Raw genomic sequence first — 24,053 nt, forward strand, 5'->3', positions numbered from 1 at the left:
CAATATCTCTAAATTGAGCGGACTTCTCAGAAGAAGCCGCGACGCTGCCACCAGCCGCCCTTCTTGGGCTTTTCCGGCTCGTCATCGCCCTTTTCCTGCGACGCCGATGAGGTCACGACAGGAGGCGTCGCGATGGCCGCAAGGTCGCGGTTCGCTCGCGCCGACTTGGCCTCGTCGAGCGCTGCGGCGGCTTCCTCGACTGCGGGCTCGGTGACCGCCTCTTCCTCGGGCTGACCTTCGACCTCGACCTGGGCCGTGACATCGGCCAGGGGCTCGGCAGCCTCCGCGTCGGGTTCCACCTTCGCCTTTGCCTTGCGGGTCCGACGTGCCTTGGGGGCCGGCTCAGCCTGGACCTCGGCAACGATTTCCTCTCCGGTCGGTGCGGGCTGGCCCTCTACGGCTGCTTCCGCAGCGGCATCGGCGTCTTCCAGAGCCTCGACGTCCGATGCCCGGACCTCTTCGGATTCTTCGGCCTCACCCGACGTTTCGGACGTCAGAGACGTTTCGGCTTCGTCGCCGCGGTTGCGGCGACCGCCGCGCTTGCCGCGCCGGCGGCGCTTGCGCTTTTGCTCGCCCTCGGCGGAAAGGCTCGGTGCTTCGGCGCCGGCCTCGGCGGTCGCGCCCTCGTCCTCGCCATCGCCATTGGCATCGCCTTCGACCTCGTCCTCGTCACCGGCCTGCTCGCCGCCGAACGCGGCGGTGTCGCTGCCCTCGGCTTCCTCGCGTCCACCGCGACCGCGGCGCCGGCGGCGACGCTTGCGCTTGCGGCCGTCATCGGACGATGCGAGAGGCGCGGGCGAAGCGGCGACCGTTTCGGTCTCTTCCTCGGCGAGATCCTCTTCGATGATGATATCGTCGTCCTCATCCGGCTCCGGCGCGAACGGAACGAACTGGTCGATCTTGACGGGATTTTCCACCGGCTCGCCGCGGTCGATCGCAAAATGCTGGGCGCCGACATGGGCATCCGCATCGATGACGATGTGCAGGCCGAACCGCGTCTCGTAGTCGTTGATCGTGCCGCGCTTCTGGTTCAGCAGATAGAGGGCGATGTCCGGCGTCGTCCGGACGGTGATGTTGTGCGTGGTGTTCTTGAGCAGGTATTCCTCGACGCCGCGCAGGACATGCAGCGCGACGGAAGATTGCGAGCGCACATGGCCGGTGCCATTGCAATGCGGGCAGGTCTGCGTCGTGCTCTCGAGCACGGAGGCACGGATGCGCTGCCGCGACATCTCCAGCAGGCCGAAATGGGAGATGCGGCCGACCTGGATGCGGGCGCGATCGTTTTTCAGATGATCCTTGAGACGCTTCTCGACGGCGCGGTTGTTGCGCTTCTCCTCCATGTCGATGAAGTCGATGACGACGAGGCCGGCAAGGTCGCGCAGCCGCAGCTGGCGCGCCACTTCCTCGGCTGCCTCGAGGTTCGTCTGCAGCGCCGTCTCCTCGATCGAGTGCTCGCGCGTGGAGCGGCCGGAGTTGACGTCGATCGAAACGAGCGCCTCGGTCTGGTTGATGATGATGTAGCCGCCGGACTTCAGCGTCACCTGCGGCTGCAGCATGCGGTCGAGCTGGGCCTCGATGCCAGAGCGCGAAAAGATCGGGTGGATGTCGCGGTAGGGCTGAACCACCTTGGCGTGGCTCGGCATCAGCATCTTCATGAAGCTCTTGGCTTCCTTGTAGCCTTCCTCGCCGGCCACGATGATTTCGCTGATGTCCTTGTTGTAGAGATCGCGGATCGAGCGCTTGATCAGGCTGCCTTCCTCATAGACGAGGCAGGGGGCGGTGGAGTTCAGCGTCAGCGTGCGAACGTTCTCCCACAGGCGCATCAGATACTCGAAGTCGCGCTTGACCTCGACCTTGGTGCGGTTGGCGCCGGCGGTGCGCAGGATCACGCCCATGCCCTGCGGAACCTCGAGGTCGCGGGCGATTTCCTTCAGGCGCTTGCGGTCCTGGGGGTTGGTGATCTTGCGGGAAATGCCGCCGCCACGCGCGGTGTTCGGCATGAGAACCGAATAGCGGCCCGCGAGCGAAAGATAGGTGGTCAGGGCTGCGCCCTTGTTGCCGCGCTCTTCCTTGGCGACCTGTACCAGCAGGATCTGCCGGCGCTTGATGACTTCCTGGATGCGATACTGCTTGCGCGGCTTGCGGACGATGCGATCGGGAACCTCCTCCATCGCGTCCTCGGCGCCGACGGATTCGATCTCTTCCTTCTCGTCGTGATGATCGTCGTCGTCGTCATCGTCGTCACCGCGGCGCTTGCGCACGTCTTCGGAGATCTCGTCGGTATCGACGGCCGCGGCCATGTCGCCGGACGGTGTTTTGCCTTCGCCGTCTTCGGCGGAGGAGGCCTCTTCGGTGGCCGCGGTTTCCTCTGCCGCCGCAGCTTTCTTTGCGCGCGGCTTGCGCGGCTTGCGCGCCTTCGGCTTGGCTTCCACTTCTGGTTCAACCGCGGCGGCGATGGCGTCCGCTTCGGCATCGGTCGCGGCGGAGGCTTCGACCGCTTCGACGGCAGGCTCGGCATCGCCGGCGGCTGTATCGGCCGCGACCTCGACCGTCTCCGTCTCGGCCATTGCCTCGACCGGAACGGCCACGTCAACGGTTTCCGTCGCTTTTGCTAGCGGGGCGGTTTCGACGTGCTCGATGTCTTCGTCACGACGTGCCTCTTCCGCTTCTGCGCGCAGGAGAGCCTGGCGGTCGGCAAGCGGTATCTGGTAGTAATCAGGGTGAATTTCGGCGAAGGCGAGGAAGCCGTGCCGGTTGCCGCCGTAGTCGACGAAGGCCGCCTGCAGCGATGGTTCGACCCGGGTAACCTTTGCGAGGTAAATATTCCCGCGAATCTGCTTCTTGTGCTGCGATTCGAAGTCGAACTCTTCTATGCGGTTGCCGCGTACGACAACGACGCGCGTCTCCTCTGCGTGAGACGCATCGATAAGCATTTTGTCTGCCATGTAGATTCTGCTCCTCGGCACGAGCGGAATCCACCTGGCGACCGGTCCTTTGCGGACGGTGGGCCGGAGAGGGGGAACGCTGCGCCGGATGTATGATTTCTCGTCTGACTACGGTGAGCGGGCCGCGGCCAGACCACAGCCGGTACGAGACTGTACCGGTGCCTGTTTACTTCTGACGAATACCGCAGCGACAACATCTACGTCCAAACGAGAATGCCAATGCTCTAGACCAATATGGCCCGATGAAAAAACCCGTACGGGTCGTGGTGGAAATCCACCCTGAGTTTGGTCCGGCCACCGCCGGAGTATCGCGATTCCATTTGCCCGGAAACAAGCATTGCGACGGCGGATGGAGGCCAAATGCGGCGCCAATTCCATATGGTTGGCTGCCCGTCTGCGGCTCCTATCCCGTCTGTACTTCCTTCCTGAAATTGCTTTTATGTTCAATATGTCACAATGGCAAGGAAAAAGCCGGGACCGTCACAATTATGATCCAATCACGGGGGATGCAGGCCGGCCGTTCTGGGCGGGGCTGTGGTCGGTAAGGTCTCGTTAACCGTGCCGGCGGCATGTTGGACGCTTCGCTTCTGTCCGGTTCGGATAGGCATGAACTGTCGAATCGGCGCGGAACGTCTCACGGAAGATCTGGTCGGGTGGAGGAGAGCGGGGGTTTGACGGTTGCGATGCTTCGAGGCGGCCAGGTGAGGCAAGTGGCAGGCAAGGCGTTGCGCCCGCTCACGGTCGCGGCCCTGGTGTTGGCTGCAGCTCTTGCCGGTTTTTCCAAATCGGCGGTCGCTGCCGAGCCGGTCGTGACGACGGCATCAATTCCGGTGGCGGATGCACCGCTGCTCGCATTTTCCGGCCGTGTTGCCGGAGACGATACCCGCACGCGCCTCGTCATCGACTTCGACCGGCGGCCGGATGTCTCGGTGCACTACGTCGCCAATCCCTATCGCATCCTGCTCGACCTGCCGGAAACCGTGTTCTCGCTCCCGAAGGACGACGTCGCTGCCCGCGGCGTCTTTTCCGACATTCGCTACGGCGCCATGGCGGCGGGGCGATCGCGGATCGTGCTGACGGCAAGAGATCCGGTCAGGGTCGTTGTTTCCGACGTGCGCGAGGAGGAGGCCGGCGGCAGTTATCGGCTGATCGTCGACGCGGAGGTTGTGACCGATGCCGCGTTCTCGGAACTGCTGGCCGGTCAGACTTGGAAGGACGCCGCCGCGATCCCGGCAGCGTCAGGCGGCGACCAGTTGTTGCCGGGTGCCGCCACAGGCGGCAGCGGGTCTTTCGTGGTCGCCGTCGATGCGGGGCACGGCGGCATCGACAATGGGGCGCAGGGTGCGGTGACCGGCACGAATGAAAAGGTGCTGACGCTCGCCTTTGCCCGGGAATTGACGACAGCGCTGAACAAACTGCCGTCGATGCAGGCCTTCATGACGCGCGAAAAGGACGAGTTCCTGTCCTTGCCGCAGCGGGTGCAACTGGCCCGCAGTCGCGGTGCCAATCTGCTCATTTCCGTACACGCGGACACGTTGCGCCAGAAGGACATTCGCGGCGCAACCGTCTACACGATTTCGGACAAGGCCTCCGACAGCCTTGCGGCCAACCTTGCCGAGCGGGAGAACCTCTCCGACGAGATCGCCGGCATGACGCTGGAAGGCGAGCCGGCGGAGGTCGCCGACATCCTGATCGACCTGACGCGTCGGGAGACGCAGGCCTTCTCCATCAGCCTCGCCAAGGAGGTGGTCGGCGCGTTCGAGGGGAAGGTCAACCTCATCAACAATCCGCACCGCCATGCCGGGTTCCGGGTGCTGAAGGCGCCCGACGTGCCGTCCGTTCTTCTCGAGCTGGGCTTTCTGTCGAACAAGGAGGACGAGCAATTGCTGCTCGATCCGGCCTGGCAGAAAAAGGTTGCCGAGCTGCTGGCCCAGGCCGTGCAGCGCTATCGCTCGACCGTCGTCGCCAACGGCGGTTGATCTGCTGCGGCTTGACCTCGTGCTCTCGTTCTCGCGACGCGAGGGGTTAAACTTCGTGTTACCCAAATTGATGTGCCGAAAAAGTGACAGCACATGCAATTGTGCCGTGGTCTTCCGGTAGCGTTTGTATTAAGCCCTATTTTCCTCACATTCACGGCCCTAGTCGGGTGCAACGTGAGGCGACTCGATGGGCGAATTTTCAGGTCGCCTTCGGGACGGGCGGCCCCCGGATTGCATACGTGCCTGGCGAGGCGCGCCGCTTTTGTCCCAGCCGATGAGATAATAGGGTACCGGTAACTGGCACATGTTCAGATTGATTGGATATTTTTTCGGGATTGGCACCGTGTTCTTTCTCGGTGTGGCCGCGATCGTCGCGGTCTATCTCGCAAACGTCACGAAAGATCTGCCTGATTACGAGGTGTTGAACAGCTATGCCCCGCCGGTGACGACGCGCGTGCACGCGGCCAATGGCGCGCTGATGGCAGAGTACGCGCGCGAGCGCAGGCTCTACCTGCCGATCCAGGCGATACCGGACCGGGTTAAGGCGGCGTTCCTTTCGGCCGAGGACAAGAATTTCTATAATCATCCGGGCGTCGACATCACCGGCCTGTTCCGGGCGATCGTGACCAACCTGCAGCAGATGGGCTCCGGCCGCCGCCCGGTCGGCGCGTCGACCATCACCCAGCAGGTCGCCAAGAATTTCCTGCTGTCCTCGGACCAGACGATCGACCGCAAGGTCAAGGAGGCGATCCTTTCGTTCCGCATCGAGCAGGCCTACACGAAGGATCGCATCCTCGAGCTCTATCTCAATGAGATCTTCTTCGGGATGAATTCCTATGGCATCGCCGGCGCGGCGTTGACCTATTTCGACAAATCCGTCACGGAACTGACCATTGCCGAGACGGCCTATCTGGCGGCCCTGCCGAAGGGGCCGAACAACTATCATCCGTTCCGCCGGGCCGAGGCTGCGATCGAGCGCCGCAACTGGGTGATCGACCGCATGGTCGAGAACGGCTATGTCACCAAGAGCGAGGGCGACGAAGCCAAGAAGCAGCCGCTCGGCGTCACCCCGCGCAACCGCGGCTCCTACCTCTTCGCCTCGGACTATTTCGCCGAAGAGGTGCGCCGGCAGATCATCGAGCGCTACGGGGACAACGCGCTCTATGAAGGCGGTCTGTCGGTGCGCACCTCCCTCGATCCGCGCCTCCAGGTGATCGCCCGCAAGACCCTGCAGGACGGCCTGATCAGCTATGACGAGCGCCGCGGCTTCCATGGTCCGATCAAGACGATCGAGATCGGCGGCGACTGGGGTGTCGAACTCAGCAAGGTCAGCGCCCTCAGCGACGTGCCGGAATGGAAGCTCGCCGTGGTTCTTGCGACCGATGCCAAGGGTGCCGACATCGGCCTGCAGCCGCGCAAGGAACCCTCCGGGAAGGTGGCGGAGGAACGCGTCACCGGCCGCATTCCCGCCGAGCAAATGAAATGGGCCTACCGGTCGGCCCGGGGCGACCGCAAGTCGGCCAAGTCGCCGGAAGGCGTTTTCTCTCCCGGTGACGTCGTCTATGTCGAACCCACCGAGGCGCAGGGAACCTATCGTCTGCGCCAGCCGCCAAGGGTTCAGGGCGGCCTGGTGGCGATGGATCCGCATACCGGCCGCGTGCTGGCGATGGTCGGCGGCTTTTCCTATGCGCAGTCCGAGTTCAACCGCGCCACCCAGGCGATGCGCCAGCCGGGGTCGTCCTTCAAGCCCTTCGTTTATGCCGCCGCTCTCGACAATGGCTATACGCCGGCATCCGTGATCATGGATGCGCCGATCGAGATCGTCGCCGGCGGCCAGGTCTGGCGTCCGCAGAACTACGGCGGCGGTGCGGCCGGTCCCTCGACGCTGCGGCTCGGCATCGAGAAGTCGCGTAACCTGATGACCGTGCGCCTTGCCCAGGACATGGGCATGGATCTCGTGGCCGAATACGCCGAACGCTTCGGTGTCTATGACAAGATGTATCCGGTTCTCGCCGCCTCGCTCGGATCGGGCGAGACCACTGTGCTTCGCATGGTGTCGGGCTATGCCGTCTTTGCCAACGGCGGCAAGCAGATCAAGCCGTCGCTGATCGATCGCATCCAAGACCGTTACGGCAAGACGATCTTCACGCATGAGGAGCGCACCTGCGAGGGCTGCAATGCAAGCCGTTGGGAAAACCAGGACGAGCCGAACCTGATCGACAATCGCGAGCAGGTGCTCGATCCGATGACCGCCTATCAGATCACCTCGATGATGGAGGGCGTGGTCACGCGCGGCACCGCGGCCGGCAAGATCAAGCTCGATCGCCCGGCGGCGGGCAAGACCGGTACGACCAATGATGAGAAAGACGCCTGGTTTGTCGGCTATACGCCGGATCTGGTCACCGGGCTCTATATCGGCTTCGACAACCCGGCCCCGCTGGGGCGCGGCGCGACCGGCGGCTCGCTGTCGGCGCCGCTTTTCAACACTTTCATGCAGGCGGCCACCGAGGGAACGCCCCCGAGCAAGTTCTTGATCCCTGAAGGCATGCAGATGATCGCGGTGAACCGCAAGACCGGCATGCAGGCCTACGAGGGCGAGCCGGACACGATCATGGAGGCGTTCAAGCCCGGCACGGGCCCGGCCGACGTCTTCTCCGTCATCGGCGGCGAGGAGTACATGGAGCCGGAGGAAATCCTGCGCAATTCGCCTCAGGCCAACCAGGCCGTCACCGGCGGGCAAAGCGGGCTCTTCTAGCAGTCGTTCCGGGGCGTGATAAAAAGGGCGGGCGTTCTGCGGCACTCGCCTTTACTTCTGCGCCCCTTATGACTATCTCACTACAGCGCCGCGCGTCAGGACGCGCAAAGGACGCTGTAGCACATTGCTATTGCTGCATAATTCCTGAAATCATTTCTGATTTCGGGAATGATGCAGCGGCCAACCAAACAATCGAAGCAGGCGGATATGCGCGCGGAAATCGAGAACGTAGTCGACGAAATCAAGCAGGCCATAAGCCTGCTGAGGAGGCATCTTTGACTGGGACCAGGCGATAAGACGGCTGGACTGGTTGAACAACAAGGCAGAGGATCCAACCCTCTGGAACGACGCATCGGAAGCGCAGAAGCTGATGCGTGAGCGCCAGCAGCTCGATGACGGCATCAATGGCCTTCGCGGGCTCGAGCAGCAGCTGAAGGACAATATCGAGCTCATTGAGCTCGGTGAGGAAGAGGGCGACGCCGACATCGTCAAGGATGCCGAGAACGCGCTGAAGGAACTGCGCACGGAAGCCAATCGCCGCCAGGTCGAGGCGATGCTGTCGGGCGAGGCCGACGGCAACGATACCTATGTGGAAGTACACTCCGGTGCCGGCGGCACGGAAAGCCAGGACTGGGCGAACATGCTGCTGCGCATGTACACCCGCTGGGCCGAGCGCCAGGGCTTCAAGGTCGAGCTCCTGGAAATCCACGACGGCGAAGAGGCCGGCATCAAGTCAGCCACGATCCTCGTCAAGGGTCACAATGCCTATGGCTGGATGAAGACCGAATCGGGCGTGCACCGGCTGGTGCGGATCTCGCCCTATGACAGCAACGCCCGCCGCCACACCTCGTTCTCCTCGATCTGGGTTTATCCCGTGGTCGACGACTCGATCGACATCGACGTCAATGAGAGCGATTGCCGCATCGACACTTACCGCTCGTCGGGCGCCGGCGGCCAGCACGTCAACACCACGGACTCGGCGGTGCGCATCACGCACATCCCGTCGGGCATCGTCGTCGCTTGCCAGCAGGAGCGCTCGCAGCACAAGAACCGCGCCAAGGCCTGGGACATGCTGCGCGCCCGTCTCTATGAGGCGGAGCTGAAGAAGCGCGAGGAAGCGGCGAACGCGGAAGCGTCCTCCAAGACCGATATCGGCTGGGGCCACCAGATCCGCTCCTACGTGCTGCAGCCCTACCAACTGGTGAAGGACCTGCGCACCGGCGTCGAGAGCACGGCCCCGGACGACGTGCTGAACGGCGATCTCAACGAGTTCATGGAGGCGGCGCTCGCCCATCGCGTCAACGGCGGCGCGGACGCGGCCGTGGAAGATCTCACCTGATCGGCGAAGCCTGAAACGGAGACTCTCTTCGCCTCCTGATTTCTTCGAGCGGTATCCACCGACTCCGTCATGCCGGACCTGATCCGGTATCCAGCGCGCTCAAGTCATTGAGCGCAAAGGACTTTCTTCGCCGCAGACGCGGCGCAGCTGGACCCCGGATCAAGTCCGGGGAGACGGAAGGAGGGCTGTTCGCGAAGATTGACGGTTCGTCGGCAGCCTGGTCCCTGCCGGCCTTTTCTGTCTGCAGCGGTAAAATTTGCAGAACGTGCGCGGTGCGGCCTATAAGACGCCGGCGGGCGGCGATGGCTCAATACTGAAACTGTTCGGACAGGATCCGTTCTGACCAGGAGTGGTCGGGGTCGGAGAGGATGATCGCCGTCGAATTCTCCGATTGGGTGATCGTGACCTTCGTCACCGACTTGACCTCGGTATAGTCTGCCACCGCGTTTACCGGCCGCTTTTCCGGCTCGAGAATGTCGATCTCCACGGTGACGTGGTTCGGCAGCAGCGCGCCGCGCCAGCGCCGCGGGCGGAAGGGGCTGACAGGGGTGAGCGCCAGCAGCGGGGCCTCCAGCGGCAGGATCGGCCCGTGCGCCGAGAGATTGTAGGCGGTCGAGCCGGCCGGGGTCGCCAGCAGCAAGCCGTCGCAGATCAGTTCCTCCAGCCGGGTGCGGCCGTCGACGGCCACGCGCAGCTTGGCGGCCTGGTAGGATTGGCGGAAAAGGTAGACCTCGTTGATGGCGAGCGCCTCGCGGTGGTTGCCGTCGGCGTCGATCGTTTGCATCTCCAGCGGCCGGCAGATGTTCTCCTCGGCCTTGGCCACCCGCTCCGGCAGCGCGTCGATGCTGTAGCGGTTCATCAGGAAGCCGACCGAACCCCGGTTCATGCCGTAGATCAGCTTGCCGGAATTCATCATCGCGTGCAGCGTCTGCAGCATGAAGCCGTCGCCGCCGAGTGCGACGATCACGTCCGCCTCGTCCGGTCTGGCATTACCGTATCGCGCCACCAGTTCGGCCATCGCCTCCTGCGCCTCGGGCGCCTGCGAGGCGACGAACGAAAGCGATCTGATGCTGCGTGTCATGTCGTCTGCTTTGTCCTTCTTCCAGGTCTGTCAACCGTCCGGCGCTCCTGCGGTTCGTGGATCGCAATCAGACGGAGGAGGCCTTTGTTGCATGCATTGGTGTCGAGTGCACCTCAAAACTTGTGCCGGCGCGCGCCGTGCAGGCCTTGCAAGCTCCCCTAACGTGGGCCGACGATGCGGAGCGATTGGTCGAGCGCCCTTAAGCGGCCCATAAGCTGAGCGGCGTAGACCGGCCCTGCGGCATCGAAGCGCCGCGATCGACCAGGGAGAATGTTATGAATGTCCGCAGACAATTGACCCTATCCGCAATCGTTCTCGGTATTGGCCTCGGCCTCGGGGGCGGCCCGACCTGGGCGCAGACCGCCGCGCACGATCATGGCCAGACCCAACTGGAACTGACGCTCAACGCCGGGGCAAAATGGCAAGGCGACGACAACATGATCAAGGGCATGAACGCGATCCGCGGGGCGCTCGCGGCACGGCTGCCTGCCATCGACGCCCGCACGCTGCCGGCTGAGGATTACAAGGCGCTCGCGACGGAGGCTCAGGGCCAGGTCGATTTCATGGTCGAGAACTGCAAGTTGCAACCCGAGGTGGACGAGCAGTTCCATACGGTGCTGGGGCAGATCCTCGACGGCATTTCCGCGCTGCAGGGCGAGGCCGATCCGCACGAGGGCGTGCTGTTGATCGTACAGGCGCTGGACGCGTACGGCGCCCATTTCGAGCACCCGAACTGGCAGTCGCTCTAGCTGGATTGCCCGCTGCCGCAAAGAATGCCACGTTGCGCCCGTCGGCCTCGCCGGCGGGCATGCAGAGCTTCCCTCCAAACGGTGGCAACAAGCAAGCGCGATGAGATTGTTGTTGGTCGAAGACGATGTGTTGCTGGGGCGTGGTCTGGTCGCCGGGTTCGGTCAGGCAGGCTTCGCGGTGGATTGGGTGCGCGACGGGGATGATGCCGCGGCGGCCTGGGCGGTGACGAAATATGACGCGGTGGTTCTCGATCTCGGGCTTCCCGGCATGGACGGGCTGACGCTGCTTCGAAAGCGGCGCGCCGCAGGCGACAAGACCCCGGTGCTGGTGCTGACGGCGCGCGACACCATCGCCGATCGCGTCCTGGGCCTGGATGCGGGGGGCGACGACTATCTGGTCAAGCCGTTCGATCTGGAGGAGTTGCTGGCCCGGGTGCGGGCGCTGCTGCGCCGCGCCGTCGGCGAGGCGGCTCCGGTCTTGAAGAACGGCCGGATCGCGCTCGATCCGGCGGCCCGGAGCGTGACGCTGGACGGAGCGCCGGTTGCGGTTTCGAACCGGGAGTTTGCCGTGCTGCAGAGCCTGCTGATGAATGTCGGGCGGGTCCTGAATCGCAGACAGCTGGAAGAACAGCTCTACGGTTGGGACGAGGACATCGACAGCAACGCCGTCGAGGTTCACATTCACAACCTGCGCCGCAAGCTCTTCCCGGATGTCATCCGCACGATGCGCGGCGTCGGCTATCACATCCCGGTTCGTCCATGAGTGGTTCGCTGCGCCGCCGGCTGGTGTTGTCCCTGTGCGGAAGCATGGTCGCCGCGTGGATGGCGACCGCCTACTTCACCTATTACGACACCCGGGGCCTGATCGACGAGGTTGTTGACGACCACCTCAAGCAGTCCGCGGACATGATGGTGGATTTTTTGGGTCGCTTGTCCGCAACGGCGTCGTTGCCTTCCGAAGGGTTGCTGATCGAAACCGATCGCGCGCAGCCGCTGTCCTTCCACATCCGCACCGGCCCGCCAGACGCCCATTCGCCGGTTGCAGCGGGAGACGGACAGGCCGGCTACAGCGACATCGTCAAGAATGGCGACAGTTGGCGCGTCTACAGGGCGGCCGCCGGTGCCGATACCTTCGTCGAGGTCGCTGTCCGCCAGGAGGTGCGCACGAGCTTCGCCGCCCGCGTCGCAGCCCATATCCTCCACCCGGTGTGGATCGCCGTGCCCTTGCTGGCGGTCCTGATCTGGGGTCTCGTCCGCTGGGGGCTGCAGCCGCTGGATCGGGTGACGGAGGGCGTCCGGCGCCGATCGGCGGCCGACCTGTCGCCGCTGCCACCCGAGACCGCGCCGGTCGAGGTGCTGCCGCTCGTTGATGCGATCAACGCCCTGTTTTCAAGGATCGCTGCCGCCCGCGCGCGCGACCGGCACTTTGCCGCCGACGCGGCGCATGAGCTTCGCACGCCGCTGGCAGCGATTCGCGCGCATGCGCAGGTGGCACGGCTGGCGACGACGCCGGCCCAACAGCAGCAGGCCATCGCCGACGTGCTTGTCGGGGTCGACCGGGGCACGCGCGTGGTCGAGCAGCTGCTGGCGCTGGCGAGGGTGGAGCATGACACCGCAGGCGCAGCGTCGCAGCCGGTCGATCTGGCGGCACTGATCCGAGACACCCTCGTTTCGCTGGCGCCACAGGCCGCGGCGCGTGACATCGATCTGGGCCTCGAAATTGAGCCGGGGCTCGAGGCGAACGTCCGCGGCAATGCCGACCTTCTCGGCGCAATGGTGCGCAACCTCGTCGACAACGCGCTGCGCTATATCCCCGAGGGCGGCCGGGTGACCGTCAAGCTGGCCCGCCGGGACAATGTCCTGGTCCTGCGCGTCGAGGATACAGGCCCCGGCATCGCGCCGGAACTGCGCGCACGTGCGCTCGACCGCTTTTTCCGGGTGGCCGGCAGCGGTGCCGAAGGGAGCGGACTGGGACTGTCGATCGTGGCGGCCATCGTCGAAAGCCATGGCGGCACTTTTACGCTCGGCGACCGTCCGGACGGGCAGGGGCTGTGCGCCGAAGTCACGCTGCCTGTGTGGGCGGCGGACCACTAGATCACCGGAATTGTGTCCTGTTTCCTTGGCCACGTCCTTCGCCTACAATCCCGAAATCGACCACCGAGGAGTTCCACCATGAGCGAAGACGCCTTCAACATGTCGGTCCGGAAGTTCCTGAAGGAAGTCGGCGTCACCTCGCAGCGCAAGATCGAGGAGATGGTGCGCGAAGGGCAGGTCGGCGGCAAAAAGCTGAAGCTGCGCATGACGCTGACGGCGGAGGGCACAGATTTCACCCACGTGGTCGACGGTGAAATCGACCTTCCCTAGAGCATGTCTTTCCGAACGTGGAAACCGGTTTCGGACAGAGACATTCGAAAAACAAAGAGCCAAGGCATGGTCGCGGATCTGAACGATCGCGACCTGCTTGAGGTGGCCGGCAGGTCAAGCGAACCGGGCTGCGCTTTTCGCGCGCGCCTTTGCGGCCTCTTCCTCCCGGTTGCGTGGCCGCTGCGACGTTTCCATGGAAGCGAGCAGCTCGCCGGCGCAGGCCGCGATCGACCGCACCGCGCGATCGAATGCCGCTTCATTCCGCTTCGATGGTCTCGTCGTTCCGCTCAGCTTGCGCACGAATTGCAAGGCCGCATCGTGGATTTCCTGCTCCGTCGCCGGAGGATCGAAATTGAACAGGGGCTTTATGTTTCGGCACATTGATGTGCTCCTCTCCGTCTCCCAGAAGGCCATGATGAGAAGATCTCAGTGACTCCGGGTTCGGTGAAGCGCTTTCAAAGCGAACCTCAGAGCCGAGAATATAACAGTCGCGATGCTTTCTCCAACGTCGACACAGCTTGCGGCCTTCCTGGGGCCCTACATGCAGCCGCCGTCTTTGGAGCGATAGCTTGTTCGTGGTATCCAAAGCCGAGGACAACGAGCCTCGGCATTGGTGTTTCTGAGGCTTGTTCACATGTGAGCGCGCCCCAACTACAGCCAAAGCCCGGGGATTGGTTCCCCGGGCTTTGACATATTGGTGTTGGCCACCAAACAAATCGATAGGGCCCTCAGCTCAGCTGCACCCGCTCGTGGCGCCACACGTGTCACACTTCTCGCACGTACCGTTCCGCACCATCGTAAAATTCTGGCACTCCGAGCACATGCTGCCGGTGTAACCCTGGGCGATCGAACGCATGCGGCGTTCGTTCTCCAGCTTCTTCGCATCCGCCTTGGCCGCGGCTGCGTCGGCCTGGGCCTTGTCGGAGAAGAGGGCGGTCACGCTCGGTTCGGCTTCGCTTGCAGCCTCTTCGGCGACCTGTTCGGCCAGTTCCGCGGGCTTTTCCTCGTAGTCGCGCTTGAAGGCGACGATTTCGGAGGTGGAGATCGCAAACGTCGGCTCCAGCTTGCGCGCGGCGCTGCCGGCAAAGGACGTGACGTTGCCGGACGATGTGGCCTTGGCCGGGGCGGCGGTCGAAGCCCCCTTCGGCTCGTTAAGCTGGCGCTCGCCGCCGCTGCCGGAGACGAGGGTGGGCTTGTAGCCGCGGGTCCAGCCGGTCGAGATCAGGTTGGTCTTGCCTTCCTGGATGCCCTTGCCGAGCGCGGTGTTGGAGAAGTCCGACGTGTCGACATGGGCAAGGTCGTTGCGGCCGAGATAGGACACGGCGAGCTCGCGGAACACATAGTCGAGGATCGAGGTGGCGTTCTTGATCGCGTCGTTGCCGATGACGATGCCGGCCGGCTCGAACTTGGTGAAGGTGAAGGCCTCGACATATTCCTCGAGCGGCACGCCGTATTGCAGGCCGAGCGAGATGGCGATGGCGAAGTTGTTCATCATCGCACGGAAGGCGGCACCCTCCTTGTGCATGTCGATGAAGATCTCGCCGAGGCGGCCGTCGCCGAATTCGCCGGTGCGCAGGTACACCTTGTGCCCGCCGATGATCGCCTTCTGGGTGTAGCCCTGGCGGCGGTTCGGCAGCTTTTCGCGCTCGCGGGTGACCTTTTCGATCACGCGCTCGATGATCTTCTCGGTGACGGTCACGGCGGCGGCGGCAGCCGGGGCCTGCAGCAGTTCCTCGACGGCATCCTCGTCCGCCTCGTCCTCGATCAGCGAGGCGTTGAGCGGCTGCGACAGTTTCGAGCCGTCGCGGTAGAGCGCGTTGGCCTTCAGCGCCAGCTTCCAGGAGAGCATGTAGGCCGAGCCGCAGTCCTCGACGGTCGCCTCGTTCGGCATGTTGATCGTCTTGGAGATCGCCCCCGAGATGAACGGCTGGGCGGCCGCCATCATGCGGATGTGGCTTTCGACGGAGAGGTAGCGCTTGCCGATCTTGCCGCAGGGGTTGGCGCAGTCGAATACCGGCAGGTGCTCGGCCTTCAGGAACGGTGCGCCCTCCAGCGTCATCGCGCCGCAGACGTGGATGTTGGCCGCCTCGATGTCCTTCTTCGTAAAGCCGATGTGCTCGAGCAGGTTGAAGCTCACGTCGGCGAGTTGCTCGTCGGAGACCTTCAGCGTTTCCTTGAGGAAGTCGGCGCCGAGCGTCCACTGGTTGAAGACGAACTTGATGTCGAAGGCGCTCTTCAGCGCGGCGTTGACGGCGGCGATCTTGTCGTCGGTGAAGCCCTTGGCCTTCAGCGAGCCGGGGTTGACGCCCGGCGCCTGGTTGAGGTTGCCGTGGCCGACCGCATAGGCCTCGATCTCGGCGATCTGGGCCTCGGAATAGCCGAGTGTGCGCAGCGCGTCGGGAACGGCGCGGTTGATGATCTTGAAGTAACCGCCGCCGGCGAGCTTCTTGAACTTCACCAGCGCGAAGTCGGGCTCGATGCCGGTCGTGTCGCAGTCCATGACGAGGCCGATCGTGCCGGTCGGCGCGATCACCGAGACCTGGGCGTTGCGATAGCCATGCTTCTCGCCGAGCTCGACGGCCTTGTCCCAGGCGCTCATCGCGTGGACGATCAGGTCCTGGTCCGGGCAGTCGTCATGAATGAGCGCGACCGGGTTGACCGACAGCTTCTCGTAGCCGGTCGCCTCGCCATAAGCCGCGCGGCGGTGGTTGCGCATGACGCGCAGCATGTTGTCGCGGTTCGGTGCGAAGCCCGGGAAGGTGCCGAGCTCGCCGGCCATCTCGGCCGACGTCGCATAGCAAACGCCGGTCATGATGGCGGTGAGCGCGCCGCAGATGGCGCGGCCTTCGGCCGAATCATAGGGGATGCCGGAGGACATCAAGAGGCCGCCGATGTTGGCATAGCCAAGGCCCAGCGTGCGGTACTCGTAGGAGAGCTCGGCGATCTGGCGGGACGGGAACTGCGCCATCATCACCGAGATTTCCAGCACGATCGTCCACAGGCGGACGGCGTGCTCGTAGTCGGCAATGTTGATGTTCTTCGTCGCCGCGTCCTTGAACTGCAACAGGTTCAGCGAGGCGAGGTTGCAGGCGGTATCGTCGAGGAACATGTATTCCGAGCACGGGTTGGACGCGCGGATCGGGCCGGCAGCCGGGCAGGTGTGCCAGTCGTTCATCGTGGTGTTGAAGTGCAGGCCCGGGTCGGCCGACGCCCAGGCGGCATAGGAAATCGATTCCCACAGGTCGCGCGCCTTCAGCGTCTTCATCACGCGGCCGTCCTTGCGGGCGGTCAGGTGCCAGTCGCCGTCATTCTCAACAGCGCGCAGGAAATCGTCCTTGATCGAGACGGAGTTGTTGGAGTTCTGGCCCGAAACGGTGAGGTAGGCCTCCGAATCCCAGTCCGTGTCGTAGGTCTTGAACTCGAGGTCCTTGTAGCCTTGGCGTGCGAACTGGATGACGCGCTTGATGTAGTTTTCCGGAACCTGGTTCTTCTTGGCGGCGCGGATCTCGCGCTTCAGCGCCGGGTTCTCGTTCGGGTCGAAACACTGGTCGCCATCGGCCGAGCAGTTGATGCAGGCCTTCATGATCGCCTTGAGGTGGGAAGCGACGATCTTCGAGCCGGTGACGAGGGCTGCCACCTTCTGCTCTTCCTTGACCTTCCAGTTGATGTATTCCTCGATGTCGGGGTGGTCGATGTCGACAACGACCATCTTGGCCGCGCGGCGCGTCGTGCCGCCCGACTTGATGGCCCCGGCGGCCCGGTCGCCGATCTTGAGGAAGCTCATCAGGCCGGAGGAGCGGCCGCCGCCGGACAGCTTTTCGCCTTCGCCGCGCAGGTGCGAGAAATTGGAGCCGGTGCCGGAGCCGTACTTGAACAGGCGCGCCTCGCGCACCCACAGGTCCATGATGCCGTTCTCGTTGACGAGATCGTCCTCGACCGACTGGATGAAGCAGGCGTGCGGCTGCGGATGCTCGTAGGCCGACTTGGACTTGGTCAGCTTGCCGGTGAAGGGGTCGACATAGAAGTGGCCCTGGCCGGGGCCGTCGATGCCGTAGGCCCAGTGCAGGCCGGTGTTGAACCACTGCGGGCTGTTCGGGGCGACGCGCTGGGTGGCGAGCATGTAGGCGAGCTCGTCCCTGAACGCGGCCGCGTCTTCCTCGCTATCGAAATAGCCGCCCTTCCAGCCCCAGTAGGTCCAGGTGCCGGCGAGACGGTCGAACACCTGGCGGGCGTCCGTCTCCGAGCCGTATTGCTCATCCTTCGGCAGGTCCTTCAACGCCTCGGTGTCCGGGACGGAGCGCCACAGGAAGGAGGGGACGTCGTTCTCCTCCACCTTCTTCAGGCGCGCGGGCACGCCGGCCTTGCGAAAATACTTCTGGGCCAGGATGTCGGCTGCGACCTGGCTGAACTGCGCGGGGACGTCGATGTCGGCAAGCCGGAAGACGATCGAGCCGTCCGGGTTCTTGATCTCGCTGGTGGCCTTGCGGAATTCGATCTCGGCATAGGCCGACTGGCCCTGCTTGGTGAAGCGACGTTCTATGCGCATGGTCCGTTGTCCTTCTGTCAGCGTTCCTGCGTACGTGTGCGCAGGCGCAAATGTTCCGCGCGGCCGCAATGTCTCGCAGCCAGCCCCAATGTTGTTTCAAATGTGTGCGGGAAACCCGATCTACCGGAGATCCTGTATCTTGTGTCGAAGATGGCTGCAAACACCAAATATAGCGTTAACAGCTTCTTCATGCCAGCCCTTGGGCCGCTCGGGCGATCAAGAAATCGTGCGCAGAACGCCCTGCGCTGCTGGCGGCTCATCCACCTTGACGCATGGTTACCAATCGCGATTTCCAGATTTGAGAACCGGGCGCTTAACTTTCCGATCCGGTCGCCGTTGCAACTTAAGAACCATTAACGCCATGGCACCCGATTCCGTCAAGGGGTGGTCTGTGACGGATTTGTGGACGCTACATGTTGTGTGCGATGCCTGTGGAAAATGGGGAGATCATTCAAATGCTGCAAAATCAGGCTGTTCGGGGCATAGCGTCACGGCCGGCGCGAGACAGGTGTGGATAGCCCAAGAAATAATGGGGCAAAACTAAGGGTAAATGTGGGCAGCGCAAATGGAGGGAGTTGGCAATGGAGCAGCAATGTGCGTGCCCGAATCGAACACGGATCGACCGGCGGAAAAATCACGACGATGAAAGCGGCGATGTCCCCTTGTTTGCCACCGCGCCGACGTCCGGTTGAAGGCCGTGCGCAGCCACGGCGAGACGCGCGCCGCTGACCTGCCAGCGCGTTTTCCAAAAACGATCTGCGGGCGGCTGTCCCTCGCCATGCCGCCATTTCCGCGGCGGCATCGCAGGGGCTGATGCCGAAAAGGGCAGGGGGTGTCGGGCCGTCAGCCGCGGCTGCCCTTGGCAATTGGCTCCTGGTAGGTGAAGCCCAGGTCCCAGGGGAAGTAGATCCAGGTGTCCTGGCTGACCTCGGTAATGAAGGTGTCGACCAGTGGCCGCCCCTTGGGCTTGGCATAGACGGCGGCAAAATGCGCCTTGGGCAGCATCGCGCGGACCTGAGCGGCGGTCTTGCCGGTATCGGTCAGGTCGTCGATGATCAGGATGCCTTCGCCCTCGTTCTGCAGCAGTTCCGGGGTGATGCCCTTGAGCACGTGCATTTCGCCCTGTGACACGTAGTCGTGGTAGGAGGCGACGCAAACGGTCTCGATCAGGCGGATGTTCAGCTCGCGCGAGATGATCGCCGCCGGGACAAGACCGCCGCGCGTGATGCAGACGATCGCCCGCCATTCGCGATCGTTGTCGGCAAGCCGCCAGGCAAGCGCGCGGGCGTCGCGGTGAAACTGGTCCCAGGAAACGGGAAAGGCTTTGTCGGGAAGCGACATGGCGGGCTCCTATCGCCGGGCGGCCGGCGGAAATGCGGATGATCAGTCTTTTCTAAAGCAGTTGCGCCGCGAAGGGAAACCGCGCAGTTGCCCCGCTGTCCGATGATCCACAGCGAAGAGAGCGTGCGGCCACGGTGGAAGGCAGCCGCGCCATGCTCGAAACCGGATCATCGCGACATGATCGCCGGCACGCGCAGGTCCTTCATCATTGCGCTGGTGACGCCGCCGAACAGGCGGTGCCGCAGCCAGGAATGGCTGAAGGCGCCCATGACGAGCAGATTGGCGCCGGTCTGGCTGACGCGGCGGTTGATCACGTGGGCGACGGTATCCCCGCCGGAACTGACGGAATTGACGGTCACCGTCAGGCCATGGCGGGTAAGGGCGGAGGCGATCTCGGTGCCGGAGAACGCCGCGTGCTCCGAGGCGCTGTCGCGGGCGTCGACCGTGAAGATCTCGATCTCCTTCGCCTCCTTCAGCAGCGGCAGTGCGTCGAAGACGGCACGGGCCGATTCGCGCGTGCCGTTCCAGGCGACCAGCACGCGTTCGGGCGTCTCCGGCCCGGCGACGGCCTCGGAGACGAGGCAAAGCGGCCGGCCGCTTTCATAAAGCAGGTCCTCGATGTCGGCGCGGGACGGGCCGTCGCCGGTGGGGTCCAGCTGCGCGGCCACCACCAGGTCGCTGGCCCGCGCGCTGTCGATGACGCCGCTGGCGCTGTAGCCGGCGCTGCCGGTGAAAAGCCGCCACTCGTGGGGGACGCCGGCGCGTTGGGCCAGGGTCCTGAAGGTCTTCTGGATCGTCCGCGAAACCGCCTGCGCCTGCGCCTGCTGTTCCATGATCGCGTTGGGATCGGGGAACTCCATCGGTGCGGCGATCGTGACGACGATCGGTGTCTCGGCGTGGACGCCGATCAGATGGGCGCCGTGCCGCTCGGCAATCGCGAGCGCGTGCTGTGTGACCTTTTCAGCGTCTTCCGCAACACTGAGCACGGCGGTGATGGTCTTGTAGGTCATTGCGGTCTCCATTGCGGTCGGGGTGCGCCTCGCAGAACGGAAAAGTCTTCCAGGAGGTCGGTAACGCTTTGAATTTCCGCATGATCCTTTCTCCTTTTCGCCTTTGTTTCAAGAGGCATGCGCAAACTGTTCGCCATTTGCCTTCACAACTTTGCGATGCGGACGCTGCCAGGCCGATGCAATCTGCGCCGCCGGTTGCCGGACGGCTTTGATGTCGGTCAAGTGGCGGCTTTTGCCGCCGCAATTTCGGCGATCATTGCGAGGATGTCCCTCTCGGCCGCCTCTGCCGTGGATTGTTCGCGGCTGCGGATGACGATCTCGGTCGAAAAGCGGGTTCCGTCGAACCGCGGATAGGAGCCGATCGAGGTTTCGGGATGGGCCTTCTGGATGGCGGTGAGCTGGGTGCCGATGTCGCCCTCGCCAAACGGGGAGGCGATGCTGCGGGAAAGCACCGGCGAGCCGGTCCGAAGCGTCGGCAGGAGCGCTTCCAGCATCGCGACGAAGACCTGCGGCACGCCGGCCATGACATGCACATTGCCGATGCTGAATCCGGGGGCGGTCGAGACGCTGTTTGGAATATATTTCGCGCCGATCGGCATCCGCGCCATGCGCTGGCGCGCCTCGTTGAACTCCATGCCGCGACGGGCATACATCGCCGCCATCAGTTCCATCGCGGCCGGGTCGTGCGTGCAGGGCACGCCGAACGCCCTGGCGACCGCGTCGGCGGTGATGTCGTCATGGGTGGGGCCGATGCCGCCGGAGGTGAAGACGTAGTCGTATCGGCCGCGCAAGGCGTTCAGGGCTTCCACGATCATCTCTTCCTCGTCGCCGACGATGCGGACCTCCTTGAGGTCGATGCCGGCCAGGAAGAGCGTGTCCGCCAGATGACCGATGTTGCGGTCCTTGGTGCGCCCGGACAGCAGCTCGTCGCCGATGGCGAGCATGGCAGCGGTGATGATGGTTGCGGAAGCCATTGGAGATATTCCTTATTGTCGTGCGTTCGTTCAACGCGGCGAGGCGATTGTCAATTCTGCGCGAACAGTCTGTTTCGCTGGCGGATGCTGGCTTTGTCTGGGCATGTGCTCCATCTTCGCAGTTGCAGCAACCAGCGGAAAGACCGCTAGCATTTACGGAACGAGAAAGAAGAATGGCAAAAGTACTGGTTCTTTACTACTCCGCCTACGGGCATATCGAAACCATGGCGAATGCCGTGGCTGAAGGCGCGAAGTCCGCGGGCGCCGACGTCGCTATCCGGCGGGTTCCGGAGCTGGTTCCGGAAGAGGTCGCCAAGGCCTCGCATTTCAAGCTCGACCAGGCGGCTCCCATCGCCACGATCGACGAACTGGAAGAATACGACGCCATCATTGTCGGCGCCGGCACGCGCTTCGGCACCGTGGCATCGCAGATGCGCAATTTCTGGGATCAGACCGGCGGGCTGTGGTTCAACGGCAAGCTGGTCGGCAAGATCGGCTCGGTGTTCACCTCGTCCGCGACCCAGCACGGCGGCCAGGAATCGACCCTCCTGAGCTTCATTCCGACCTTCCTGCATCACGGCATGGTCGTCGCCGGCCTGCCTTACGCCTTCCAGGGCCAGATGGGGATCGATGAAGTCAAGGGCGGCTCGCCCTATGGTGCCTCGACGATCACCGACGGCGACGGCTCGCGCCAGCCTTCCGCCGTCGAGCTCGACGCCGCCCGCTTCCAGGGCGCGCACGTGGCCAAGCTCGCTGCGAAGCTCGCTGGCTGAGGTCACACACTATATTGAGTTTGAAAGGGCGCGGTCGGTCGACCGCGCCCTTTTTCGTTTGGATGAAGCTGGCGCCGGCTGCCGCGTACACCTGCGGCTTTACCTAATCGGCGACCTCACAAGATTTTTCCGTTGGACGCCACCAGCCGGCCGCCCTTGTAGACATCGCGCGGCTTTGGCACCTCGACCACGGCCTGCGGTATGTGCGGCGCGTCGAGCACGACGAAATCGGCTCTTGCACCGGGCCGAATCCCGTAGTCCTCGATGCCGAGCGCCTTCGCCCCGGCCGCGGTGACGACGTCGAAAGCGGCCGACAGCAGGTCGTCGGTATAGAAGCCGGAGCGATAGGCGATGATCGAGGCCCGGCTGAGCATGTCGCCGTCGCCGAACGGCCACCACGAATCGCGGATGTTGTCGCTGCCGGAGAAGACGGTCACGCCTTCCCTCCTAAGAAGCGCGACCGGCGGGAAGGCGTGGTCGCCCGGCGCGTTGGTCATGATCGCGACGCCGGAGCGGGCGAGCAGGGCGCCGGTGCGTCTCGCAAGGTCTTCAGGCACGTCGCCGAGGCCATAGGCGTGGCTGATCGCCACCTTGCCGCTCATGCCGAGCGCCTGTGTCCGTGCGCAGATCTGCTCGATCTCGAAGATGCCGAGCGTTCCCATGTCGTGCAGGTGGATGTCGACGCCGACACGGCGCCGCTCGGCAATGCCGAAGACGACATCCAAGTGCCGCTCGACGTCCCGGTCGAAACTCGCCGGATCGAGCCCGCCGACCAGGTCGGCTCCCATTCCGATCGCTGCGTCCAGCAATTCCGCCGTGCCCGGATTGGAGAGGATGCCGCTTTGAGGAAAGGCGACGAGCTGGATATCGATTCGGTCGCGATACTCGTCACGCACGGCAAGAATCGTCTCCAGCGACGTCAGACCGACCGAGCCGTCGACCATCACATGGCTGCGCATGTGCGTGGCGCCGTGGGCGAGGCACAGTTCGAGCTGGTTGCGCGCCCTGACCGCCATCGGCGCCGCCTTCGCCATGTTGTCCGCCTGGAACGCCACCCGCTCGCGCACGTCGAAGCCGTTGGTGCAGGGGCGGTGCGGCTTCCATTCGTCGCCGTAGAAACTGGTGTCCAGATGGATGTGCCCCTCGACGAGGCCGGGGATCAGCAGTCGACAGTGGACGTCCACCGTCTGTCCTTCCGCTGCCCGTGCCGTCGCGCTCTCGATCGCCTGGATCGTGCCGTTTGACACACGGATGTCCACCAGCCGCCCGTCGGCCAGCCTGGCGTTGGTAAAGGTCGATACGGTTGCCATCGCACTCTCCTGATCTGCGGGGGCCTGCCGGCGCAAGGCGCGCCGCTGCAATCCACGCGCGTCGTTCACAGCAAGCGGCAGCTCTTTCCGGCCGGTCTCGGCAGGGTCTGCACACTGTCAATCTAATGGAGGAAGAAGTGGTGGGCGATGAGAGACTCGAACTCCCGACATCCTCGGTGTAAACGAGGCGCTCTACCAACTGAGCTAATCGCCCGCCGCGTTGGTGGCCGTGATCTATGCGGAACCGGATCAAACCGCAAGAGCCCTGATGATGTTTTTTGGGGATTTTTTTGCCGGCGGCTTTGGACGCGGGATCCGGGCATTGGCAATTCCGCCGGTCTGTCCCGTGGGCAAGATGGATGGCATCCGGTAGATCGAGCGGTCATCGCAGCACCGAAGGGCAGGGCGCCGCGCTCCGGGCGAGGGTGTGGATAAGTTCCCGCAGGCGCGTCCGTCTGGTACGACGTCGGCGGCTTCGCCATTGCTGCGGGCCGCTGGCGGCCTCGCGCGCAGGCGGCGTTATGGATAGCCGGGCGGGGTTTTCAACATTTCGCGCTGCGTCATCGTTTTGTCTTCAAACCCCGCTTGACACCCAAAAGGGAACCCCGTAGTTAGCCGCTCATCGAACGGCTTCGGCCGCTTCGGGAGGTGCCTCGGCATCGGGACGTTTGAAAGAAATGCGGGTGTAGCTCAGTCGGTTAGAGTGCCGGCCTGTCACGCCGGAGGTCGCGGGTTCGAGCCCCGTCACTCGCGCCATTTCACTTGTCCTGAAAGCCTGAAGGGGTATCATGGCCGAAACGGCCAACATGCGCGGGTGTAGCTCAGTCGGTTAGAGTGCCGGCCTGTCACGCCGGAGGTCGCGGGTTCGAGCCCCGTCACTCGCGCCA

Annotated in this window: 16 protein-coding genes and 3 tRNA genes; 10 read left to right on the forward strand and 9 right to left on the reverse strand. The window is 64.0% G+C overall.

Annotated features, from left to right (window positions below; translation table 11 throughout):
- Window positions 1-26 precede the first annotated feature (26 nt).
- Window positions 27-2,945 (reverse strand): Rne/Rng family ribonuclease, encoded by a 2,919-nt coding sequence (locus JNC62_RS06810; RefSeq protein ID WP_374837201.1) that lies wholly within the window; start codon window positions 2,943-2,945, stop codon window positions 27-29.
- Between the two features lie 683 nt (window positions 2,946-3,628).
- Between JNC62_RS06810 and JNC62_RS06815 the strand changes: the two genes are divergently transcribed.
- The 3 genes from JNC62_RS06815 (at window position 3,629) to prfB (ending at window position 9,018) form a co-directional block, all read left to right on the forward strand.
- The gene (locus JNC62_RS06815) at window positions 3,629-4,924 is read left to right on the forward strand and encodes an N-acetylmuramoyl-L-alanine amidase (protein ID WP_374837447.1); all 1,296 of its coding nucleotides are present in this window, start codon (window positions 3,629-3,631) and stop codon (window positions 4,922-4,924) included.
- Between the two features lie 304 nt (window positions 4,925-5,228).
- On the forward strand, window positions 5,229-7,679 hold the full coding sequence (locus JNC62_RS06820) for a penicillin-binding protein 1A (protein WP_374837203.1): 2,451 nt from the start codon (window positions 5,229-5,231) through the stop codon (window positions 7,677-7,679).
- 207 nt (window positions 7,680-7,886) lie between these two features.
- Window positions 7,887-9,018, forward strand: a protein-coding gene (gene prfB, locus JNC62_RS06825; protein WP_374837204.1) for a peptide chain release factor 2 whose coding sequence is annotated in 2 segments (ribosomal slippage) — window positions 7,887-7,955 and window positions 7,957-9,018 — 1,131 coding nt in all. Because the reading frame shifts where the segments join, the coding sequence is not laid out codon by codon here.
- Between the two features lie 307 nt (window positions 9,019-9,325).
- Here the strand turns inward: prfB and JNC62_RS06830 are convergent.
- The gene (locus JNC62_RS06830) at window positions 9,326-10,099 is read right to left on the reverse strand and encodes an NAD kinase (RefSeq protein WP_374837206.1); all 774 of its coding nucleotides are present in this window, start codon (window positions 10,097-10,099) and stop codon (window positions 9,326-9,328) included.
- A gap of 275 nt (window positions 10,100-10,374) precedes the next feature.
- Between JNC62_RS06830 and JNC62_RS06835 the strand changes: the two genes are divergently transcribed.
- The 4 genes from JNC62_RS06835 to JNC62_RS06850 all read left to right on the forward strand — a co-directional run bounded on the left by JNC62_RS06835 (window position 10,375) and on the right by JNC62_RS06850 (window position 13,212).
- Window positions 10,375-10,848, forward strand: coding sequence for a hypothetical protein (locus JNC62_RS06835; protein ID WP_374837208.1), 474 nt, complete (start codon window positions 10,375-10,377; stop codon window positions 10,846-10,848).
- Window positions 10,849-10,960: 112 nt separating this feature from the next.
- Window positions 10,961-11,611, forward strand: a complete 651-nt coding sequence (locus JNC62_RS06840) for a response regulator (protein ID WP_374837210.1) — start codon at window positions 10,961-10,963, stop codon at window positions 11,609-11,611.
- Window positions 11,608-12,942 carry an ATP-binding protein gene (locus tag JNC62_RS06845; RefSeq protein ID WP_374837212.1) on the forward strand — a complete coding sequence of 445 codons (1,335 nt, stop codon included), beginning with the start codon at window positions 11,608-11,610 and terminating at the stop codon, window positions 12,940-12,942. Before JNC62_RS06840 ends, JNC62_RS06845 begins: the two co-directional genes overlap by 4 nt.
- Window positions 12,943-13,020: 78 nt before the next feature.
- Window positions 13,021-13,212 (forward strand): DUF6494 family protein, encoded by a 192-nt coding sequence (locus JNC62_RS06850; protein WP_374837214.1) that lies wholly within the window; start codon window positions 13,021-13,023, stop codon window positions 13,210-13,212.
- Between the two features lie 114 nt (window positions 13,213-13,326).
- On the opposite strand, the gene JNC62_RS06855 is transcribed toward JNC62_RS06850, so the two are convergent.
- The 5 genes from JNC62_RS06855 to JNC62_RS06875 form a co-directional block, all read right to left on the reverse strand.
- Complete coding sequence (locus JNC62_RS06855; protein ID WP_374837449.1) at window positions 13,327-13,593, reverse strand: DUF2277 domain-containing protein; 267 nt, start codon at window positions 13,591-13,593, stop codon at window positions 13,327-13,329.
- Window positions 13,594-13,945: 352 nt separating this feature from the next.
- Window positions 13,946-17,758: a vitamin B12-dependent ribonucleotide reductase gene (locus JNC62_RS06860; RefSeq protein ID WP_374837216.1), complete on the reverse strand. Its 3,813-nt coding sequence runs from the start codon at window positions 17,756-17,758 to the stop codon at window positions 13,946-13,948.
- A gap of 843 nt (window positions 17,759-18,601) precedes the next feature.
- Window positions 18,602-19,099, reverse strand: coding sequence for a xanthine phosphoribosyltransferase (gpt, locus tag JNC62_RS06865; RefSeq protein ID WP_374837218.1), 498 nt, complete (start codon window positions 19,097-19,099; stop codon window positions 18,602-18,604).
- Between the two features lie 167 nt (window positions 19,100-19,266).
- Window positions 19,267-20,109 carry a universal stress protein gene (locus JNC62_RS06870; protein ID WP_374837220.1) on the reverse strand — a complete coding sequence of 281 codons (843 nt, stop codon included), beginning with the start codon at window positions 20,107-20,109 and terminating at the stop codon, window positions 19,267-19,269.
- A 218-nt stretch (window positions 20,110-20,327) separates the two neighbouring features.
- Complete coding sequence (locus JNC62_RS06875; protein ID WP_374837222.1) at window positions 20,328-21,083, reverse strand: competence/damage-inducible protein A; 756 nt, start codon at window positions 21,081-21,083, stop codon at window positions 20,328-20,330.
- 173 nt (window positions 21,084-21,256) lie between these two features.
- On the opposite strand from JNC62_RS06875, the gene wrbA reads away from it, so the two are divergent.
- On the forward strand, window positions 21,257-21,856 hold the full coding sequence (wrbA, locus tag JNC62_RS06880) for an NAD(P)H:quinone oxidoreductase type IV (RefSeq protein WP_374837224.1): 600 nt from the start codon (window positions 21,257-21,259) through the stop codon (window positions 21,854-21,856).
- A gap of 116 nt (window positions 21,857-21,972) precedes the next feature.
- Here the strand turns inward: wrbA and JNC62_RS06885 are convergent, their stop codons facing one another.
- Together JNC62_RS06885 and JNC62_RS06890 are read right to left on the reverse strand one after the other, a co-directional pair.
- Window positions 21,973-23,166, reverse strand: coding sequence for an amidohydrolase family protein (locus tag JNC62_RS06885; RefSeq protein WP_374837226.1), 1,194 nt, complete (start codon window positions 23,164-23,166; stop codon window positions 21,973-21,975).
- Between the two features lie 138 nt (window positions 23,167-23,304).
- A tRNA-Val gene (locus JNC62_RS06890) sits at window positions 23,305-23,380 on the reverse strand.
- Window positions 23,381-23,845: 465 nt separating this feature from the next.
- Here JNC62_RS06890 and JNC62_RS06895 point away from each other — a divergent pair.
- Together JNC62_RS06895 and JNC62_RS06900 are read left to right on the forward strand one after the other, a co-directional pair.
- Window positions 23,846-23,922 (forward strand) — tRNA-Asp (locus tag JNC62_RS06895).
- Window positions 23,923-23,976: 54 nt separating this feature from the next.
- Window positions 23,977-24,053: transfer RNA gene (locus tag JNC62_RS06900), tRNA-Asp, on the forward strand.

Origin of the sequence: Mycoplana ramosa (assembly GCF_041930185.1) — a bacterium.
Taxonomy (GTDB): domain Bacteria; phylum Pseudomonadota; class Alphaproteobacteria; order Rhizobiales; family Rhizobiaceae; genus Mycoplana; species Mycoplana ramosa.

Excerpts from the sequence above, each read along its gene's own strand:
- JNC62_RS06810 (WP_374837201.1), bottom strand. The coding sequence starts at position 2,945 with ATGGCAGACAAAATGCTTATCGATGCGTCTCACGCAGAGGAGACGCGC.
- JNC62_RS06815 (WP_374837447.1), top strand. The coding sequence starts at position 3,629 with ATGCTTCGAGGCGGCCAGGTGAGGCAAGTGGCAGGCAAGGCGTTGCGC.
- JNC62_RS06820 (WP_374837203.1), top strand. The coding sequence starts at position 5,229 with ATGTTCAGATTGATTGGATATTTTTTCGGGATTGGCACCGTGTTCTTT.
- JNC62_RS06830 (WP_374837206.1), bottom strand. The coding sequence starts at position 10,099 with ATGACACGCAGCATCAGATCGCTTTCGTTCGTCGCCTCGCAGGCGCCC.
- JNC62_RS06835 (WP_374837208.1), top strand. The coding sequence starts at position 10,375 with ATGAATGTCCGCAGACAATTGACCCTATCCGCAATCGTTCTCGGTATT.
- JNC62_RS06845 (WP_374837212.1), top strand. The coding sequence starts at position 11,608 with ATGAGTGGTTCGCTGCGCCGCCGGCTGGTGTTGTCCCTGTGCGGAAGC.
- JNC62_RS06850 (WP_374837214.1), top strand. The coding sequence starts at position 13,021 with ATGAGCGAAGACGCCTTCAACATGTCGGTCCGGAAGTTCCTGAAGGAA.
- JNC62_RS06855 (WP_374837449.1), bottom strand. The coding sequence starts at position 13,593 with ATGTGCCGAAACATAAAGCCCCTGTTCAATTTCGATCCTCCGGCGACG.
- JNC62_RS06860 (WP_374837216.1), bottom strand. The coding sequence starts at position 17,758 with ATGCGCATAGAACGTCGCTTCACCAAGCAGGGCCAGTCGGCCTATGCC.
- gpt (WP_374837218.1), bottom strand. The coding sequence starts at position 19,099 with ATGTCGCTTCCCGACAAAGCCTTTCCCGTTTCCTGGGACCAGTTTCAC.
- JNC62_RS06870 (WP_374837220.1), bottom strand. The coding sequence starts at position 20,109 with ATGACCTACAAGACCATCACCGCCGTGCTCAGTGTTGCGGAAGACGCT.
- JNC62_RS06875 (WP_374837222.1), bottom strand. The coding sequence starts at position 21,083 with ATGGCTTCCGCAACCATCATCACCGCTGCCATGCTCGCCATCGGCGAC.
- wrbA (WP_374837224.1), top strand. The coding sequence starts at position 21,257 with ATGGCAAAAGTACTGGTTCTTTACTACTCCGCCTACGGGCATATCGAA.
- JNC62_RS06885 (WP_374837226.1), bottom strand. The coding sequence starts at position 23,166 with ATGGCAACCGTATCGACCTTTACCAACGCCAGGCTGGCCGACGGGCGG.